13 protein-coding genes are annotated in these 16,387 nt (G+C 65.8%); 10 read left to right on the top strand and 3 right to left on the bottom strand.

Annotation, left to right across the window (positions count from 1 at the left end):
- The first annotated feature begins 75 nt into the window (after positions 1-75).
- Positions 76-930 carry an iron-sulfur cluster carrier protein ApbC gene (gene apbC / locus D7Y61_RS07065; RefSeq protein WP_180865679.1) on the top strand — a complete coding sequence of 285 codons (855 nt, stop codon included), beginning with the start codon at positions 76-78 and terminating at the stop codon, positions 928-930.
- A gap of 78 nt (positions 931-1,008) precedes the next feature.
- The gene (dcd, locus tag D7Y61_RS07060; protein ID WP_010483020.1) at positions 1,009-1,581 is read left to right on the top strand and encodes a dCTP deaminase; all 573 of its coding nucleotides are present in this window, start codon (positions 1,009-1,011) and stop codon (positions 1,579-1,581) included.
- Between the two features lie 62 nt (positions 1,582-1,643).
- Here the strand turns inward: dcd and D7Y61_RS07055 are convergent, their stop codons facing one another.
- From D7Y61_RS07055 to D7Y61_RS07045, 3 genes are read right to left on the bottom strand one after another with little or no spacing between them, the layout of a single operon-like run.
- Positions 1,644-1,811 (bottom strand): LiaI-LiaF-like domain-containing protein, encoded by a 168-nt coding sequence (locus D7Y61_RS07055; RefSeq protein WP_005410498.1) that lies wholly within the window; start codon positions 1,809-1,811, stop codon positions 1,644-1,646.
- A gap of 15 nt (positions 1,812-1,826) precedes the next feature.
- A complete protein-coding gene (locus tag D7Y61_RS07050; protein WP_180865678.1) occupies positions 1,827-2,249 on the bottom strand; it encodes an HIT domain-containing protein in 423 nt (140 codons plus the stop codon).
- Positions 2,246-2,917 (bottom strand): dienelactone hydrolase family protein, encoded by a 672-nt coding sequence (locus D7Y61_RS07045; protein WP_180865677.1) that lies wholly within the window; start codon positions 2,915-2,917, stop codon positions 2,246-2,248. Before D7Y61_RS07045 ends, D7Y61_RS07050 begins: the two co-directional genes overlap by 4 nt.
- Positions 2,918-3,282: 365 nt before the next feature.
- Between D7Y61_RS07045 and D7Y61_RS07040 the strand changes: the two genes are divergently transcribed.
- The 8 genes from D7Y61_RS07040 to D7Y61_RS07005 all read left to right on the top strand — a co-directional run bounded on the left by D7Y61_RS07040 (position 3,283) and on the right by D7Y61_RS07005 (position 16,318).
- Positions 3,283-3,741: a phage tail protein gene (locus D7Y61_RS07040; protein WP_180865676.1), complete on the top strand. Its 459-nt coding sequence runs from the start codon at positions 3,283-3,285 to the stop codon at positions 3,739-3,741.
- A complete protein-coding gene (locus tag D7Y61_RS07035) occupies positions 3,741-4,085 on the top strand; it encodes a hypothetical protein (RefSeq protein ID WP_180865753.1) in 345 nt (114 codons plus the stop codon). Before D7Y61_RS07040 ends, D7Y61_RS07035 begins: the two co-directional genes overlap by 1 nt.
- 80 nt (positions 4,086-4,165) lie before the next feature.
- Positions 4,166-4,408, top strand: a complete 243-nt coding sequence (locus tag D7Y61_RS07030) for a phage tail assembly protein T (protein ID WP_233490795.1) — start codon at positions 4,166-4,168, stop codon at positions 4,406-4,408.
- A 19-nt stretch (positions 4,409-4,427) separates the two neighbouring features.
- The gene (locus D7Y61_RS07025; protein WP_258010276.1) at positions 4,428-6,836 is read left to right on the top strand and encodes a phage tail tape measure C-terminal domain-containing protein; all 2,409 of its coding nucleotides are present in this window, start codon (positions 4,428-4,430) and stop codon (positions 6,834-6,836) included.
- Complete coding sequence (locus tag D7Y61_RS07020; protein WP_014037988.1) at positions 6,833-7,186, top strand: hypothetical protein; 354 nt, start codon at positions 6,833-6,835, stop codon at positions 7,184-7,186. The genes D7Y61_RS07025 and D7Y61_RS07020 overlap by 4 nt, the downstream gene beginning before the upstream one ends.
- Positions 7,183-7,644: a DUF1833 family protein gene (locus tag D7Y61_RS07015; protein ID WP_180865675.1), complete on the top strand. Its 462-nt coding sequence runs from the start codon at positions 7,183-7,185 to the stop codon at positions 7,642-7,644. The genes D7Y61_RS07020 and D7Y61_RS07015 overlap by 4 nt, the downstream gene beginning before the upstream one ends.
- The gene (locus D7Y61_RS07010) at positions 7,644-8,039 is read left to right on the top strand and encodes a hypothetical protein (RefSeq protein ID WP_049445594.1); all 396 of its coding nucleotides are present in this window, start codon (positions 7,644-7,646) and stop codon (positions 8,037-8,039) included. Before D7Y61_RS07015 ends, D7Y61_RS07010 begins: the two co-directional genes overlap by 1 nt.
- Positions 8,030-16,318 carry a host specificity factor TipJ family phage tail protein gene (locus tag D7Y61_RS07005; RefSeq protein WP_180865674.1) on the top strand — a complete coding sequence of 2,763 codons (8,289 nt, stop codon included), beginning with the start codon at positions 8,030-8,032 and terminating at the stop codon, positions 16,316-16,318. The genes D7Y61_RS07010 and D7Y61_RS07005 overlap by 10 nt, the downstream gene beginning before the upstream one ends.
- Positions 16,319-16,387: the final 69 nt, after the last annotated feature.

Here is a 16,387-nt window from a genome sequence, read left to right as displayed (position 1 = left end):
ATCCTGAATTTCAGTCAGGCTGCGTCCAGCTTGTATGATGTTGGGTTATTCCCCTCGATACCGCTGGTGCCCGTTGTGAACAGTTCTTCCCGCCGCCCCCATGCCAGCCAGGTCCAGAAGGGACTGACGCCACATGCCCGCATCCGCAATGTCATTGCGGTCGGCTCGGGCAAGGGCGGTGTGGGCAAGTCGACCACGGCGGTCAATCTGGCCGTGGCCCTGCAGCAGCTCGGTGCGCGCGTCGGCGTGCTTGATGCGGATATCTACGGCCCCAGTGTGCCGGCCATGCTCGGCCTGTCCGGTCGCCCGGAAAGCCCGGACAACAAGAGCATCGAACCGCTGCGCGCATTCGGGGTGGACACGATGTCGATCGGGTACCTGATTGAAGAGGACACGCCGATGATCTGGCGTGGCCCGATGGCCACCTCAGCCATGACCCAGCTGTTCAACGACACCCTGTGGGACGACCTGGACTACCTGCTGATCGACCTGCCGCCGGGCACCGGTGACATCCAGCTGACCCTGACCCAGAAGATCCCGCTGGCCGGTGCGGTGATCGTCACCACGCCACAGGACATCGCCACGCTGGACGCGAAAAAGGCGCTGAAGATGTTCGAGAAGGTCGAGGTGCCGGTGCTGGGCATCGTCGAGAACATGGCGGTGCATACCTGCAGCAACTGCGGGCACGTCGAGCATCTGTTCGGCGAAGGCGGTGGCGAGCGCATGGCCGCGCAGTACGGGGTGCCGCTGCTGGGTTCGCTGCCGCTGCAGATCGGCATCCGCGAGCAGGGGGATTCCGGTACCCCGATCACCGTGGCCCAGCCCGACTCGGTGCCGGCGCAGGCTTACCGCCATGCCGCGCAGCGCCTGATCGAGGAGGTGGGCAAGCGCCCGCGTGCCTCGATCCCGATCCTGTCGTCGCTGCTGTAAGTACCCCGGCWGGGGCCGCCGGTGACACTCGGCCCCCTGCTAGAATCCTCGCGCCCCCTCGTACCCCCAGGACAAAGCATGAGCATCAAGAGTGACCGTTGGATCCGCCGCATGTCCGAGCAGCACGGCATGATCGAGCCGTTCGAGGCCGGGCAGGTCAAGCAGGCCAACGGCGAGCGCATCGTCAGCTACGGCACGTCCAGCTACGGCTACGACGTGCGCTGCTCGCGCGAGTTCAAGGTGTTCACCAACATCAACTCGACCATCGTCGATCCCAAGCACTTCGATCCGGGCAGCTTCGTGGATATCGTCGGCGATGAATGCATCATCCCGCCGAACAGTTTCGCGCTGGCGCGCACCGTGGAATACTTCCGCATCCCGCGCGACACCCTGGTGGTGTGCCTGGGCAAGAGCACCTACGCGCGCTGCGGCATCATCGTCAACGTGACCCCGCTGGAACCGGAATGGGAAGGCCACGTCACCCTGGAATTCAGCAACACCACGCCGCTGCCGGCGCGCATCTACGCCAACGAGGGCGTGGCGCAGATGCTGTTCTTCCAGGCCGCGGCCGATGACATCTGCGAGACGTCGTACCGTGACCGCGGTGGCAAGTACCAGGGCCAGACCGGTGTGACCCTGCCGCGGACCTGAGCGCTTGTGCCGAGCCATGCTCGGCTCTAGATGAACGAAGGCGGCGCAATGCGCCGCCTTCCTTATTTGCCGCGACCGAACAGCATCGCGATGCCGACACCCACCAGCGCCACCGGCCACCAGGTCAGCAGCAGCTTGGACAGGTTCAGGTGCGTCCAGCCGAGATTGCTGGCGAGCATGAACAGGCCGATCAGGATCAGCAGGATGGCGGCAACGAGGTTGAATCGCATCGGGTCGGCGAAGGCTCAGGTGTGGGCTGGATATCCTAGCCGTTCCTTCCAGTACGCGACATGCTGGTCCAGCGCGTCCGGTTCATAGCGATGCGCCGGACCGCTGCCCCAGACCGGGCCCGGCCAGGCCGGATCACCATCGTGGCGGCCGATCACATGGAAGTGCAGCTGGCGCACGATGTTGCCCAGTGCACCGATGTTGATCTTCTCCACTCCATCGGCGCCCTTCAGGGCCTTGCAGGCGCGGTTGAGCTCGGTGCGCAGCTTGTCCTGCTGCTCGCCGTCCAGCTCGATCCACTCGGTCACCCCGGGCAGGCGCGGTATCAGCACCAGCCACGGGAATCGTTCGTCGTTCATCAGCCGCACTTGCGACAACGGTCCTTCGGCCACCAGTACGCTATCGGTGGCCAGGCGTGAATCGAGTTCGAAATCGCTCATCCAAGATGCTCCGAGAAGAAGTCCAGGGTGCGTTGCAGCGCCAGCGCGGCGCTGTCTGGATCATACGCATGTCCGACCTCCCGGTTGAAGGCGTGGTCGGCCGGATAGACGTAGCTGGCCATCTGCGGCAGCTTTTCGCGGTGGGCCTGGATGGCCTCCGGCGGGATGCTCCTGTCCTGCGCGCCGAAGTGGAAGATCACCGGTGCCTTCGGCGTCTCATCGAGGAACTGGACGTTGCGGGCGCCGTAGTAGCTGGCCGAGGGCAGGCCCAGGCGCAGCGCCGCCAGCAACGCCACCGTGCCGCCCCAGCAGTAGCCGACGGTGCCGACCTTTCCGTAGGGGGCCAGGCGAGTGGCCGCCGTGCGGACCACTTCCAACGCTCGTTCCATGCCCAGCGTGCCGACCCGTTCCAGGCCCTGTTTCACGCCGTCGGCGTCATAGGGCAGGGCGTCCGGATCGGCATCGGCGCCATCGATCAGGTCGAAGAACGAGGGGGCGAGCACCGCGTAGCCTTCGGCAGCGAAGCGCTCGGCCACGCCGCGGATATGCGGATTGGCGCCGAAGATTTCCTGCACCACCACCAGGCCACCGCGCGGGGGGCCCTCCGGCAGGGCCTGCCAGGCCCTTACCAGGCCGTGGTGCGTATCCAGGGTGATCCACTCGGCCATCGTCATCTTCCTCGTTGCTGGGAACAGAGCTGCATTGTCGGTGCTGCGCCGGTTAGCGCGGCGTCAGTGGCTGTGCCGGATCGGGCGGCTGTGGGCTTGCGGCAGTGCTTTCCCAAGGCGGTGCAAAGGGCTGTTTCTGCATTGACCGGTGCGCACCCGCAGCCTAAGCTTTCAGCCACGATGACATAGAAGCCTCCGGCGCGAGCCGGGGGCTTTTTTGTTGTCCGCGTGCTGCGGATCGCAACGCGCAACCGGTGGCTGTGACGGGCCAGCCACGATGACCCACTGCAGGCAGCCCCGAGCCTGATCACCCCGAACCCCAGCCGCCGCAAGGCGGCTTTTTCATTTCCAGGAGATTCAACACCATGTCCATCAATCAAGCCATTTCCGCCCAAGACTCCGCGCTGTACGTGAAGGCCGGCACCGCGCCGACCGCGCCGAACAATCCGGCCGGCTATACCGAAATCGACGGCCTGACTGCCTTCCCGTTCGGCCGCGGCCAGGCCAATACCCTTGATGCCACCAACCTGCGTTCGAAGCAGATGGAGAGCATCGCGGGCCTGTCCGGCGGCCAGGCCGTGCAGGTGTCCGGCCACCGCTGGCCGGTCGGCAGCTCGGCAGGCCAGGAGATCCTGCGCGACGCCGATCCGGATGCCGACCTGCATTTCCTGATGGTGCTGCCCACCGGCGATGCCGCCACCTTCGTCGCCAAGGTCGCCGCCTTCAACGTGGCCCCGGGTACCAACCAGGTGCTGACCTTCACTGCTGACCTGCTGCCGCGTGAGTTCGCGCTGGTCACCGTGGCCGCTGGCGGCACCCCGTGATGCTGTTGGGCAAGCAGCAGATCCTGGACGCACAGGATCGCCGGCACGAGGACGTCGCCGTACCCGAATGGGGCGGCAATGTGCGCGTGGCGATGATGTCGGCCCGCGACCGTGATCGCTGGGAGCAGGACACCTATGGCGGTGACACGCCCAAGGTGGATGACTTCCGTGCGCGATTCGTCGGCCTGTGCCTGGTCGATGAATTGGGCGAGCGCCTGTTCTCCGACCATGATGTAGCCCAGCTGGGCACCAAATCGGCCGCAGCGCTGGATCGCGTGTTCCGTGTCGCACAGACGCTCAATGCGCTCGGCGATGCGGCCGTGGGAGAGCTGGAAAAAAACTGATCCGCCGGCCTGAGCGCCGGCTTCAGTTCCGGATTGCGTGGAGGCTGGGCCTCCCGCATCCGGACCACCTGCTGGCGGGAGTGACCTCCCGCCAGCTCTCGGAGATGTATGCGTTCGCACGCCTGGAGCCGTTGGACCAGCCCCTGCAGGGGATGCTCGCCCAGCTGACCAGCGTGCTGGCGCAGGTGCATGGCAATACGACCACGGCCGAAGACTTCCTGCTGGTGCGTCCCCGAACTTCGCCGGAAAAGGCAGCAAAGGAGCGCTCGCAGCAGCTGTTGGAACTGTTCGGCAGCGCATCGCGACGCAACGCTGCGGCGTGATTCCGCGCGGGGCAGGGCATTGCTTCTCCGATGTCTGGCATGCAATCGAACCTGGGGCCCTGCGGGGCCCCTCATCATTCTTGGAGGAACGCGCATGGCGTCCACTAACCAGAATCTAGACGTAGTACTGCGGGTCAATACGACGGGCTTCCGTACCGCAATGGCGGAGGCCAGTCGCCTGGCGACGCAGAATCTCAAGACACTGCGCGCGGAGGCCGAGCGGACGGCAGCGGCCCTGGCGCGCGTGCATGCCGTACCGGAAGGCGCAACGGGCAAGGCCGGGACAAAGGCAAAGGCCAACGTCGGCGGCGATGTGCTCGGCAGCGGTTTGAAGGAGCTTGGCGGCGGCCTGCTGACGGCTGCCGGTGGCCCTTGGGGCATCGCCATCGCGTCGGTGCAGAAGCTGGGCGAAGCGTACCTGGACATGGTCAAGGCGTCCGAACGTGCGCGCAGCGAGTACAAGGAGCAGATGCAGTCGCTGCAGCAGATGTCGTTCTCGATGGACCAGGCCGGCCTGGGCATGGGAGCGGGCACGCTGCCCCTGGAGGAGGCGGTCGCCACGTTGCATGAACAGGCCAAGGCGCTGCGCGAGCTCGAGGCACGCGAGAAGGCGTTGCAGGGCTCGGTCGTCCATTGGGAAGGTCGAGTGAGTTATGGCCAGCGATCGGGGCGGGAAGGTGCGGGCCTGAGTGCGGCCTCGGACTACGCGGAGCTGGAGAAGGCCAGGGCGAACCTGGAAGCGTTCCAGGCAGAAGTCGCGCCGGTCCAGGAGAAGTTCCGGGGCCTGAAAGAAACGATCAGGGGCACCCTCGACGAGAAGCTGTTCAATGCGATTGCCGCGGCCATCCAGAACGTGGACAACCAGACGCTTGACCAGCTCATCGCGTCTCTGGGCGCGACGCAATGGAACGCATTGAAGGCAACCGATGCCTTCAACGGCATGCTGGGCGCCATGCGCGGAGAGGCATGGCGGGACGAGGTCGAGTGGATCCGGCTGACCCGTGGCGAGTATGCGGCCTGGATGGCTGAACGCGGCGCGGAGATCAACGCCAGGGGTGGGCCGGACAAGATGGACCCGGCCCAGCGCGCCGAGTTCAACAGGGATGCCGCGCGCAAGAAGGCCGACATCGAACGCAAGGCCCAGTTCCGCGAACAGCAGCAGGCCGCCCAGCAGTCGGTCAGGGGCGTGCACGAGCAGACTGATGCGTACGCCGGACTGATGGATCGCATCGAGAAGCAGATCGCCCAGGACCGGGTGCGCCAGAAGCTGAAGGAGGGGATGACAGAGGCGGAAAGGCTGCAGGTCACGCTCCTTGACGAGATGGAGCATGCCGAGAAGAAGCTCAGCGAGCAGAAGCAACTGCGGGTGAAGGCATCGCTGGACGCTGCGGTGGCCCTGGCCAAGGAGGCGGCGGCCGCTGAAGCCTCGAAGAAGGCGCAGCAGGATCTGCTGAAGCTGCAGCGGGAGCTCCAGCAGGCAGCGAATGCACAGCAGCGCGGCAACGACCAGGCACTGTTCGGCATCGGCCATGGCGCGGCGAGCGTGGATCGCATGCAACGCCGTTCCGCACTGGATGAGGACCGGGACAATCGAAAGCGTGCGCTGGACGACGAGTTCCGGGGGGAAGACGGCAAGGTCATCGAGTCGGAGCGCTACAGAGCCCAGCTGGCCAAGCTCGATGCATTCCATGCGGAGTCGTTGCAGCGCGAGGCCGAGTTCCAGCAGGCAAAGCAGACACTTGAATCGGATTGGAGTGCCGGCGCGACCCAGGCATTCGAGGACTATGCGGCCGGTGCGGCCAATCTGGCCGCGGCCAGTGGTGGGTTGTTCACCAACATGTTCTCGGGCATGGAGGAGAGTCTGGTGAGATTTGCCCAGACCGGAAAGCTGTCGTTCTCGGCAATGGCCAATTCAATCATCGCTGATCTGGCGAGAATTGCTGCCAAGCAGGCGATCGTGGGCATCTTCAACACGTTCTTCAACCAGCAGATTGGCCCGGTGAAGAGAGAGGCCATCGACATAGTGTATTCCGCCGGCGGATACACCGGCCCGGGGGGCAAGTACGAGCCCGCCGGCATCGTCCACAAGGGCGAGGGCGTGCTCAGCCAGGAAGACATGGCGGCGCTCGGCGGCCCATCGGCATTCTTTGCCCTGCGCGCGTCGCTGCGAAGCGGCAATGGCCTGTCCGGTGGTGACAGCGGTGGCTATGTGCAGGTACCGATCGCCCCTGCTGGCGACGGCGGGATGAATGTGGAAATCAACAACTACGGCGAAAGCCGGGTCAACACCCGGGAAGAGCGGCAGCGCATGCCCGATGGCAGCGAAGTGCGGCGACTGGTGATCGACATCGTGGGCGACAGTCTCAACGGTGGTGAGCTGGGCGCCATTGGACGGGCCCGATACGGATGGACGGAGGCAGTGGGATGAGCAGTTGGCCAGAGTATGCAGAAATCCGCTTTGCGGACTACGGCGAGGAGATCGTCGCCTCGGAAGAGCGGACCGAGATGGAGCGCGGCCCCAGCAAGATGCGCGCGCTCAACAGCCGGGTGATGAAGAACGTGTACGCCTCGGTGCAGTTCCGCACCGCGGCTGATGCCGAGGCATTCGAAGAGTGGTACCTGCACGATGTCGGTCGCGTCGGCTGGTTCACGATGGAGCATCCGCGGACCGGGCAGCCGATCAGCGCCCGCTTCCCGCAGGGCATCGGCCGCCTGGTGCCACTGAACACCCGGTTCCGTTTCTCCAAGCGCGATCTCGTACTGGAGTACATGCGATGAGTTCGTTCCATGAGCGCCGCCAGCGCCTGGCCGACACCGAGGGGCCGCTGATGCTGCTGGAGGTGTCGGCACCGTCGATGCCGGAGGTGCTGCGGATCGTCAACGACAACGTCAACTGGACCAGCAACGGCAGGGAGTTCATTGCCGCGCCGTTCGGCTTCCAGCTTCCCGACGACGTCAGTGGTCAGGCACCGCGCGCGCAGCTGGTGATCGACAACATCGGTCGCGCACTCACCGAGGACCTGGAGGGGCTGGCCCCCGGAGAGATGGTGACCGCACGGTTGATGCTGACCGATCGCGCTGATCCTGGTGCCATCGAGGCCGAGTACGACCTGCCGATGACCCAGGTATCGGTCAACACGCGCACGGTCAGTGCCCAGTGTGGTGTCGATTTCCTGATGCGCCAGCAGGCCGTGCTGCTGCATGCCAATCCGTTCACGTTGCCGGGAATCTTCTGATGCGCCTGGTCGACGTCGAGCGATGGGTGGGCATCCCCTATGACGAAGCGGCGTACGACTGCGCCGACCTGGTGATGCAGGTGCAGCGAGCGCTGTTCGCCCGTGAAGTGGCACTGCCCGGACGCCGGCCGCGCGGGCGGCGCGGCTCGGCCGAGCTGGGCGCATTGTCGCGCGCGCAGGCGGTACCTCGCGAGGGTCCGCCACAGGACGGCGACCTGGTACTGATGATCGAACGTGGACAACACAACCCCGGCCACGCCGGGGTTTTCTTTTTCCTGGCCCATGAGGGCTGGGTCCTGCACAGCAACGAAACGAACGGCTGCAGCGTGCTGCACCGCGTTCGTGACCTGCCCGGATTTGGGCTGAGGATCGAGGGATACTACGCATGGAACTGACACCACAACCGGCGGTCGACGGCCGCCTCATCATCACCCCGCACCCGGTGCTGCTGGATGGCCAGCGCAACGTGCCGGTCGACCTGCGCCCGGGTGAAAGCCTGTACGCGTTCCTCATGCGCCATGTAGACGGGCTCGATGGTCGGGCATGGCAGGTCTGCGTGGACGGGCTGGAGGTGCCGCGCGAGCAGTGGATGCACGTGCGACCGCGCCATGGCCAGCTGATCGAAGTGCGCAGCGTGGTGGGCAAGGCCGTGATTCCGCTGGTGGCGATGATCGCGCTGACCTATTTCACCTTCGGCATCGGCACACTGGTGGCCGGTTCTGCCTGGGGCGCAGGCGCCGTGGCGGGGCTCAGCGCCACCTACGGTACCGCGCTGGCGTCAGCGGTCTATGTGGCCGGCAGCGTGCTGATCAACAAGGTGCTGGGCCCGAAGCCTCCCCGTGCAGGTGGTGGTGGCGGTGTCGCCGATACTGCGTATTCGCTGGCAGCGCCGCGCAACCGTGTGCGCGCCTATGAACCGCTGGGCCTGCTGTTCGGTTCCACTCGCCTCGCGCCGGACCTGATCAGCCGCCCCTATACCTGGTTCGAGGGCGATGAGCAGTACGTCGGCCTGACCCTCAGCCCGGGCATCAACGTTGGCCGGGTAGAGGCCCTGCAGAACGGTGATTCGGCGCTGTCCAGCTACGAGGGCGTGCGCACCTGGTTCCGCGGCTTCGCGCAGATGCCCGACGAAGCGATTCCACTGTACAGCAACGCCGATGTGATTGAAGGTGCGCAGCTGCTCGATACCGGTAGCGATGCCAAGCACGTGGCCAGCCCGTGGGTGGAACGCACCAGCTCCGCTGAATCTCTGCGCCTGCAGGTGAACATCGAGTTCCGGCTGTGGGATACCACGTCCAAGGGCAAGGACAAGGACAACCGCGAGCAGATCCAGATCCAGTACCGGCCGGTCGGCTCCGACGCCTGGCAGTCGTTCGGGAATTACAGCGTCGTGGGACGCACGCAGAAGGCGCGTCGCGTCAGCTACGGCCGCGACGTGGAGCTGGGCCAGTACGACGTGCGCGTACGCGTGGCCGGGCAGAACACTGATGGCAGTGGCGCGCAGGCGAATTTCACCTGGACCACGCTGGTCAGCGTGCAGCGCGACGACGCCAGCCATGCCGGCATTCCTGCCATCGGCCTGCAGATGAAGGCGTCCGGTCAGCTCAACGGCACCCCGGATGAGATCCGTTGTGTGGCTCATGCGCGACCGATTCCGGTGTGGAAGGGCGAAGCGGCCGGCTGGGTGACCGAGGAAACCAGCAACCCGGGCGCGCAGATCCTGGCCTACGCGCGAGGCATCCATGATGAGAACGGCAAGCGCATCGCCGGCCTGGGCATGGCCGACCGGCGCATCGACATTGAAAGCCTGAAAGCCTTCATGCTGCATTGCGCGGACAACGCGCTGGGCTACGACTACTGGCTGACCGAGGTGCGCAGCCACCAGGCCGTGCTCGACGCCATCGCGCTGGCCGGCTTTGGCCAGGTGACCTGGGCCAAGGGCCGGCTGGGCGTGGCCTGGGCGGCCGACGAGCAGCCCCTTTCCGGCGTGGTCAACATGGCCACGATCAAGAAGGGCCAGTTCCAGGTGGACTACACCCTGGCCAATGCTGCCGACGGCATCGAGTACAGCTACCTGGACCGCCGAACCTGGAAGGCGGCGACGCTGCGCGTGCCGGCGCCGGGCGTGGAGGTGATGCTCAATCCGGCCAAGATCACCGGTGAGGGCGTCAGCTCCGAAGCCCATGCCGCGATGCTGGCGCGTTGGCATCTGGCCCAGAGCGTCTATCAGTACAAGTCGATCAGCTACAGCACCGACATCGAGCACCTGGCCTACTCGCGGTTGTCGGTGCTGGCGTTGCAGCACGACCTGACCCAGTGGGGCTTCGGTGGCCGCCTGATCGGTGCTGCCGTCGACGCTGCAGGCATTGCCACGCTGCAACTGGACGAGACGGTTCCGGCACCTTCGCTGGGCAGTGCGTTCATCGGCCTGCGAATTCCAGGCGAGCGTGTCTACCGCGTACTGCGCGTGGTTCCGGGCGCGGAGCCGAGTGACAGGCTGGTGCTGGCCGATCCGTGGCCGGCGGATGCACCGCTGCCGGGCCACAACGACGGCAATCCTGCACACGACACGATCTGGATCTACGACTTCAAGCAGACACCGGGTACCCGCGTGCGCGTGACCGGCATCCGCCCGGAAGGTGACCTGAAGGGCGCCGCGGTGGAGGTGGTGCAGGAGGGGCCCGAGTTCTGGCACTACGTGCGGACCGGCCAGTATCTGCCGCCGTCGAACGAATCCTCGCTGCAGACCCGGCCGGTGGCCAGCAATCTGAAGGTGGTCGAGCGCCAGGTCAGCCGGGGTGGCAGCGTGCACACCGAACTGCAGGCCAGCTTCGATATCAGTGGGCCCGCCTGCGAAACGCGGGTCCTGTCCGATCCAGACGGCAATGCTGCGCTGGAGGAAGTGGCACGCACAACTACGCGATCAGCGAGCTGGGCGATTCCCGGAGCGGGCACCTATCCGGTTGTCGTTCGTCCGTACAGCCCCGATGGCCGTGCCGGCGTTGCCGTGTCGACCCAGTACACCACGCTGGGTGCGGATGCGCCGCCGGTCCTGGTCGATCTGTTCGACATCGAAGAGCTCAGCGGTGGCGTGCGTCGCTATGTGTGGGGCTTCTCCAGCGACACCGTGCAGTCGGCTGATTTTGCCGGCGTGGAGATCCGCTATACCGCCGGCAGCATCGACAATCCGCTGTGGGAACACATGACCCCGCTGGGTGATGCCGGTGGCTTCTTCACCTCCGCAATCGAAGCCGTACTGCCAGAGGCGGGCAGCTGGACGTTTGCCTGCCGCAGTCGCAACACCGCCGGCGTGCTGTCTGTCGGTGCCCGCTACCTGCGGCGCGCGCTGGGGCGCAACACCGGGCAGACGCTGGAGGGAATCGGCGGCGTGGTCGAATCGGTCAAGCAGGATCTGGGCAAGGAAATCAACGCCCGCATCGACAGCGACCTGGCCGCCGCCACCCGTGCCGCCGAGGCGCTGCGTAGCGAATCGCTGCGCCTGCAGGATCAGATCACCGCCAGCGCCCAACGGCTTGCCGGCCAGGCCGAACGGCTGGACCAGCAGGCGCAGGCGCTCAAGGCCAATACCGATGGCCTGGCACGCGAAGTGCTGGACCGCGCCGCCGGTGATCTGAATACCCGCACCGAGCTGACCACGGCGGTGACCCGCGAAACCAGCGAACGCCGGTCGGATGTGGAGAACCTCACCCGCATGGTGAGCCAGCTGTCGGCAGGCAGTGGCGTGCAGTTTGACAGCAAGCGCATCTGGTATTTCGACAGCAGCGTGGAAGGGTGGGGGGCAAACGGCGGCAGTCCAACACTGGTGGATGGCTGGCTGCGCCCGGCCAACCATGCCAGCGATGCGTTCGTGACCAGCCCCCGCGGCCAAGATGTCCAAGGCGCGGCGCACCGCTTCGTCAAGCTGCGCATCCGCAAGGTAGGCAGTCCCGCCTGGGACGGGCGCCTGTTGTGGAACGGTCCCGGCCAGTCGTGGGACAACGCACGCATGGTGCAGTTCGCGGAGCCGGGCTACGACAGCAACGGCTTCGCGACGCTGGATGTGGACAACATTCCATGGACAGGTACCGTCGTCGACCAGATCCGCCTGGATCTGTCCAAGGCGCAGACCGATGCCCACTACTTCCTGCTGGACTGGGTGGCGATCGGTCGTCCAACGCCGGGTGCGTCGGTGGCCATGCTGCAGGACGAGGCCACTGCACGCGTTGCAGCAGACAGCAGCGAAGCGGGCCGGCGCGAGTCGCTGGCCGTGCAGTTGCGCGGCAGCTACGAGGGCGCTGACCTGGCGGGGGTCAGTCAGGGTCTGATCGCGGCCGAGAAGACTGCGCGGCTGAACGGTGACCAGGTCAATGCGCAGTCGATCCAGGCGCTGCAGGCACGCATGCCGGGGGGCACCGGTGCGTTGGCCACCAGTGCCAGTGTCAGCAGCCTGCAGCAGGCGATGGTGACCGCTGACACTGCGCTGGGGCGGCGCGTGGACAGCCTCGACGCCACGATGGGGGACAAGGTCGGGTCCAGCGCCTTCAATGCGTTGAAGACCGAAGTCGGGCAGCTCGATGGCAGGGTTGCCAGCAGCAGCCAGGACCTGGTGCAACTGAAGAGCCGCATGGAAGCGGTGATTGGGGCGGGCAGCAACCTCGCGCTCAATGGCGACTTCAATCTGGGTGCCGGCACCGGCTGGACGTTCTTCAACACCACCGCAGCATCGGTGGTGCGCGAGGGACGCGGCAACAGCCTGTGCTGGAAGGCGGAGCCCTACGCGGGGGGAAGCAATACGGTGGTCAGCGCCGCGGTAAATGAAGGGCGTGTCATCCCCCTGACCGCCGGCCGTCGCTATCGGGTGTCGTGCTGGACGCGGACCAGCGAGGACTTCGACGGCACTGCCGACAACACCAAGCTGCGCGTCGCCGACCACAACGGCAACCTGATGGGCGGTGCCACGCAGTCGTTCCCGAAATCGGCTGACTGGATCAAGACCGAGACCTTCGTGTCGCTGTCGCCCACGGGTACCGTGCAGGGCATCAAGGTCACGATCAATCGCAACGGCACGGCCGGTACGTTGTGGCTGGATGATCTGTGGGTGGAGGACGTTACCGATGTCGACGCGAATGCTGCGGCTGTCACCGGTCTGTCGACCAGGGTGGAACAGATCGATGGCAAGCTGAGCAGTGCTGCCGAGGACGTCACGCGGTTGGCTTCGGGCATCGGCAACATGGTGGGCTACAACATCGTCGCCAACGCGCATATCGCTTCCTCACCCACGGGGGCCCCCCGTGCATCGGGCGTGTATCGCGCCAACGGCAGCATCGTGCCGGGCATGGGCGCCAATCGGGGGCTGCGGGTCGGCATCATCAATGCGGACAACAGCATCACCGATACGGCGGTGTTCGATACCCATGGCAATCTGCAGAGCGAGTCGGCCCGATTCAACACCTGGTACGACCAGACACTGAAGGACAACCAGTACTTCATTGCCTATACGTCCGACGCGGTGGGGATGATCAGCAGTGCCAGCAACACCGACACCAGCGGCCTGCGCACCCGACTGCTGGATGCAGGCCTGTCACAGGAGAACCTGGCGGCCCTGTCGGGGTCGCGGATGCTGGTGATGATCGGGCGGCGCAGGAGCGGTGCCGGCGGTGGCAGGCAGATCCTGTCGCCCTTGCCGGAGACCGGACGTATCGGCATGTGGGTGGAAATGACCGTCACCGTGCTCAATGGCGTGCCGACCGGATCGCAGGATTCGTCGATGCTCGATCGTGCGACACGCAGCAATGCGGAAGCATTGACCGGGCTGCGCACCGACGTCAGCAAGCTCGGTACCGACCTGGTGTCCGCCGCCGACAGCCTGACCAGCCTGGCCGCACGGGTGGAGACCGCGGTGACCAGCAGCGACAACGTGCTGCGCAACAGCTCCTTCGCTGGCAGTGCCGCCTGGTGGATGTTGACCCGCACCGTGTCGGCCAACACCGTGGAGTGGGTGAAGGCATCGGGCCAGAGCGGTGATGCACTGCTGATGACGCATGGCCCCCAGGCTGGGCAGAACCCCTTCATCACGGCCAATGATGCGCGGTGGTTGCCGGTGGTGGCCGGCAGGTCTCGGCGCTACCGCCTGGTGATGGTCGCCCGCGCCTTCGACAATGCGACGGCGACCCTGGTCTGCCGGCTGCGGGTGCGTACCACCGGGGGGGGCGAGAGCCATGCGGACGTAACGCTGATCCTGTCCGATGCGGCCTGGAAAACCTACACGGCTGAATGGTCTGCCGCGCAGGATCGCAACGAGATCATGCCGCAGGTGCATCTGACCAACGCCGGCGGCAAGGTGCTGTTCGACCGGGTCGAGCTCTACGACATCACCGATGCGCAGGACATTGCAGGCAACGCGACGGCCATCGCCAACCTGCGCAGCGACGTGGTGCAGCTTGGCGATCGTGTCACCAGTAGTGCGTCCAGTGTGGTCAAGCTGCAGTCGGACGTGCAGTCGGTGCTCAATGGCAGCGACAGCCTGTTCCCGCTGGGCGCGTTCGAAACGTTCCAGGACGGCCAGTTGCTGGGCAGCGCGGCGGGCACGATCTACACCGCCCGCGCCGACGCCCGCCGGACCGGTGAGCGTGGTCTGGATGTGAATGTGGCGGCCAATACCAGCCCGAACACCAATGCGGACCTGTACCTCGGGCAGTGGGCCCCCATCACCGGCAATCGCCGCATCTATGTGGAGTACTACGCCCGCCTGCATCCGGACAGCATCCAGCCGACCGGTGGCTCCATCCGGGTGGGCTGGCAGACCACGAACGAAGCCAACGCGGAAAATTCGTGGCCCTTGCAGGCGTACGCACTGGCCTCTCTGCGCAAGGATGGCTGGACCAAGGTCAGCGGCTACATGACGACCGCCGCGTCTGCGGCGAAGTGGCGGATGCTGGTCAGCATCCCGGGAGGAAGCGGTGCGCGCGAAGTGGGCGTGCGCGTGCAGGTGGATGACATCCGCATGATCGATGTCACCGATGCCTACGCCGCACAGCAGAGTGCTGCTGCCACGGCAACCGCGGTGACCGCTTTGACCACGAAGGTGGAGCAGCAGGGGACGAAGGTCGATGCGCAGGCACAACAGATCACCGATCTGTCCAGCGGCCTGAAGGGCATGCTCAACACCGGCAGCGGCCTGCTGCCCAATCCCGACTTCGCTGAAGGGCTGGGTGGCTGGACGGCATCGGCGGCGGCCAATGGCGCAGTTTGGAGCACGGTCAACGGTGATGGACGCCCGGGTGTGCTGCTCAACCGCTACACGAACGTGAATCCGACCCTGCAGGCCAACGGTGGCAAATGGGTGCCGATCAACGGCGCGCGCCGCCTGCGGGTGATCGTCCGCGCCTGCGGTGCTGGCGGTGCGAACAACCTGCTGGTGCGGATGTATCGCAAGAATGCGGCCGGCCAGCAGTCCTACCAGGATCTGCGTGCCGTGTTCGCAGTAGCGGCGTTCGAGACCCGATCGTTCGACTTCGATGCCTTCAACAGCGGCATCGATGCCTGGCGATTGAACATCTATGCTCACCCCGACAACGGCCAGGTGCGGGTGGACAGCGTCCAGGTCTATGACATCACCGACCAGGTGGCCAACGATGCCAATGCCTCGGCCATCACTGGACTGAGCACCTCGGTAAGCCAGCAGGGCAGCAAGCTGGACACCGCCGCGCGTGACCTGACCCAGCTCAAGACCCAGGTGGGCGACGTCTCCGCCAGCGGCTTCTCGCAGCTGAAGAGCCAGGTCAGCCAGCAGGGCACGCAGCTGACCGCACTGTCCGGGCGGGTCGACGGCGTGCAGGCTTCACTGGGGGGCAAGGCGGACGCTGCCGTGGTGACCAGCATGCAGGCGCAGGTCAAGAACCTCGGCGCCGGTGGCAACCTGCTGATGAACACCACGTTCCCCTTCTGGCAGCGCTCGGGGTGGGGGTGGGGAAGCAATCCGAACGGCCGCTGGTCCGAGCTGGGCAATCCCACCGGCGATGACAGTTGGCATCCGAAAGGCATCTTCGGGCTGGGTGCAGTGACACCTGGCGTCGTGGCAGCAGGCGAAATGGCGTGGTGGGGCACCGAGTACGACATCGCCATCGAGGGTGGCAAGACCTACTGCGCATCCGCCTGGATCAACACCCATCGCGTGGAGGCCAAGCTGGAGATGACGTTCTTCGATACGGCCGGCAACCACCTTGGGCTGGTGCACAGCCCAGGCGTGAGGAGCGATACAGGAACGCCAATCACGCTCGACCGCTTGTCGCGGACGTTCCTGATCACCCGGGCGCCGGCAAACGCCGCCTTCGCATACTTCCGCGTCATCGTGACCGGAACCGGTGGAACCACGCCTTACTTCTGGATGTTCCGCCCGATGCTCAGCCAGGTGGACGCGGCGGCCACCGAACCGCCCACCTGGTCGGCGGGAGGCACCGAGTCTTCTGCGCAATGGTCGGTCAACGTTCGCGCCGATGGCCGGGTAGGGGGGGTGCAGCTGGCCTCCAGCGGACAGGTCTCGCGTTTCGATGTGGTTGCCGACGCGTTCAGTGTCAGTGCGCCCGGTGGCGGGCGTCGTACCGAGTACAGCGACGGCAACTGGCGTGTCTATGACGAAGCTGGGCGCCTGCGCGTGCGCATGGGGGTGTGGTGACCGGCGTGCTCGCCCGCCGCGGTGAGCGCTATGCATGAAACCCGTTCGGGCCGCCGGTGAATGCGGCCC

This window comes from Stenotrophomonas maltophilia, assembly GCF_013464485.1.
Classification (GTDB): Bacteria; Pseudomonadota; Gammaproteobacteria; order Xanthomonadales; family Xanthomonadaceae; genus Stenotrophomonas; species Stenotrophomonas maltophilia_AW.
This window is presented reverse-complemented; position numbering and strand designations above follow the sequence as displayed.

What these genes read in the sequence shown, in the direction of transcription:
- dcd (WP_010483020.1), top strand. Translation starts at nt 1,009, where the DNA reads ATGAGCATCAAGAGTGACCGTTGGATCCGCCGCATGTCCGAGCAGCAC.
- D7Y61_RS07055 (WP_005410498.1), bottom strand. Translation starts at nt 1,811, where the DNA reads ATGCGATTCAACCTCGTTGCCGCCATCCTGCTGATCCTGATCGGCCTG.
- D7Y61_RS07050 (WP_180865678.1), bottom strand. Translation starts at nt 2,249, where the DNA reads ATGAGCGATTTCGAACTCGATTCACGCCTGGCCACCGATAGCGTACTG.
- D7Y61_RS07045 (WP_180865677.1), bottom strand. Translation starts at nt 2,917, where the DNA reads ATGGCCGAGTGGATCACCCTGGATACGCACCACGGCCTGGTAAGGGCC.
- D7Y61_RS07040 (WP_180865676.1), top strand. Translation starts at nt 3,283, where the DNA reads ATGTCCATCAATCAAGCCATTTCCGCCCAAGACTCCGCGCTGTACGTG.
- D7Y61_RS07035 (WP_180865753.1), top strand. Translation starts at nt 3,741, where the DNA reads ATGCTGTTGGGCAAGCAGCAGATCCTGGACGCACAGGATCGCCGGCAC.
- D7Y61_RS07020 (WP_014037988.1), top strand. Translation starts at nt 6,833, where the DNA reads ATGAGCAGTTGGCCAGAGTATGCAGAAATCCGCTTTGCGGACTACGGC.
- D7Y61_RS07015 (WP_180865675.1), top strand. Translation starts at nt 7,183, where the DNA reads ATGAGTTCGTTCCATGAGCGCCGCCAGCGCCTGGCCGACACCGAGGGG.
- D7Y61_RS07010 (WP_049445594.1), top strand. Translation starts at nt 7,644, where the DNA reads ATGCGCCTGGTCGACGTCGAGCGATGGGTGGGCATCCCCTATGACGAA.
- D7Y61_RS07005 (WP_180865674.1), top strand. Translation starts at nt 8,030, where the DNA reads ATGGAACTGACACCACAACCGGCGGTCGACGGCCGCCTCATCATCACC.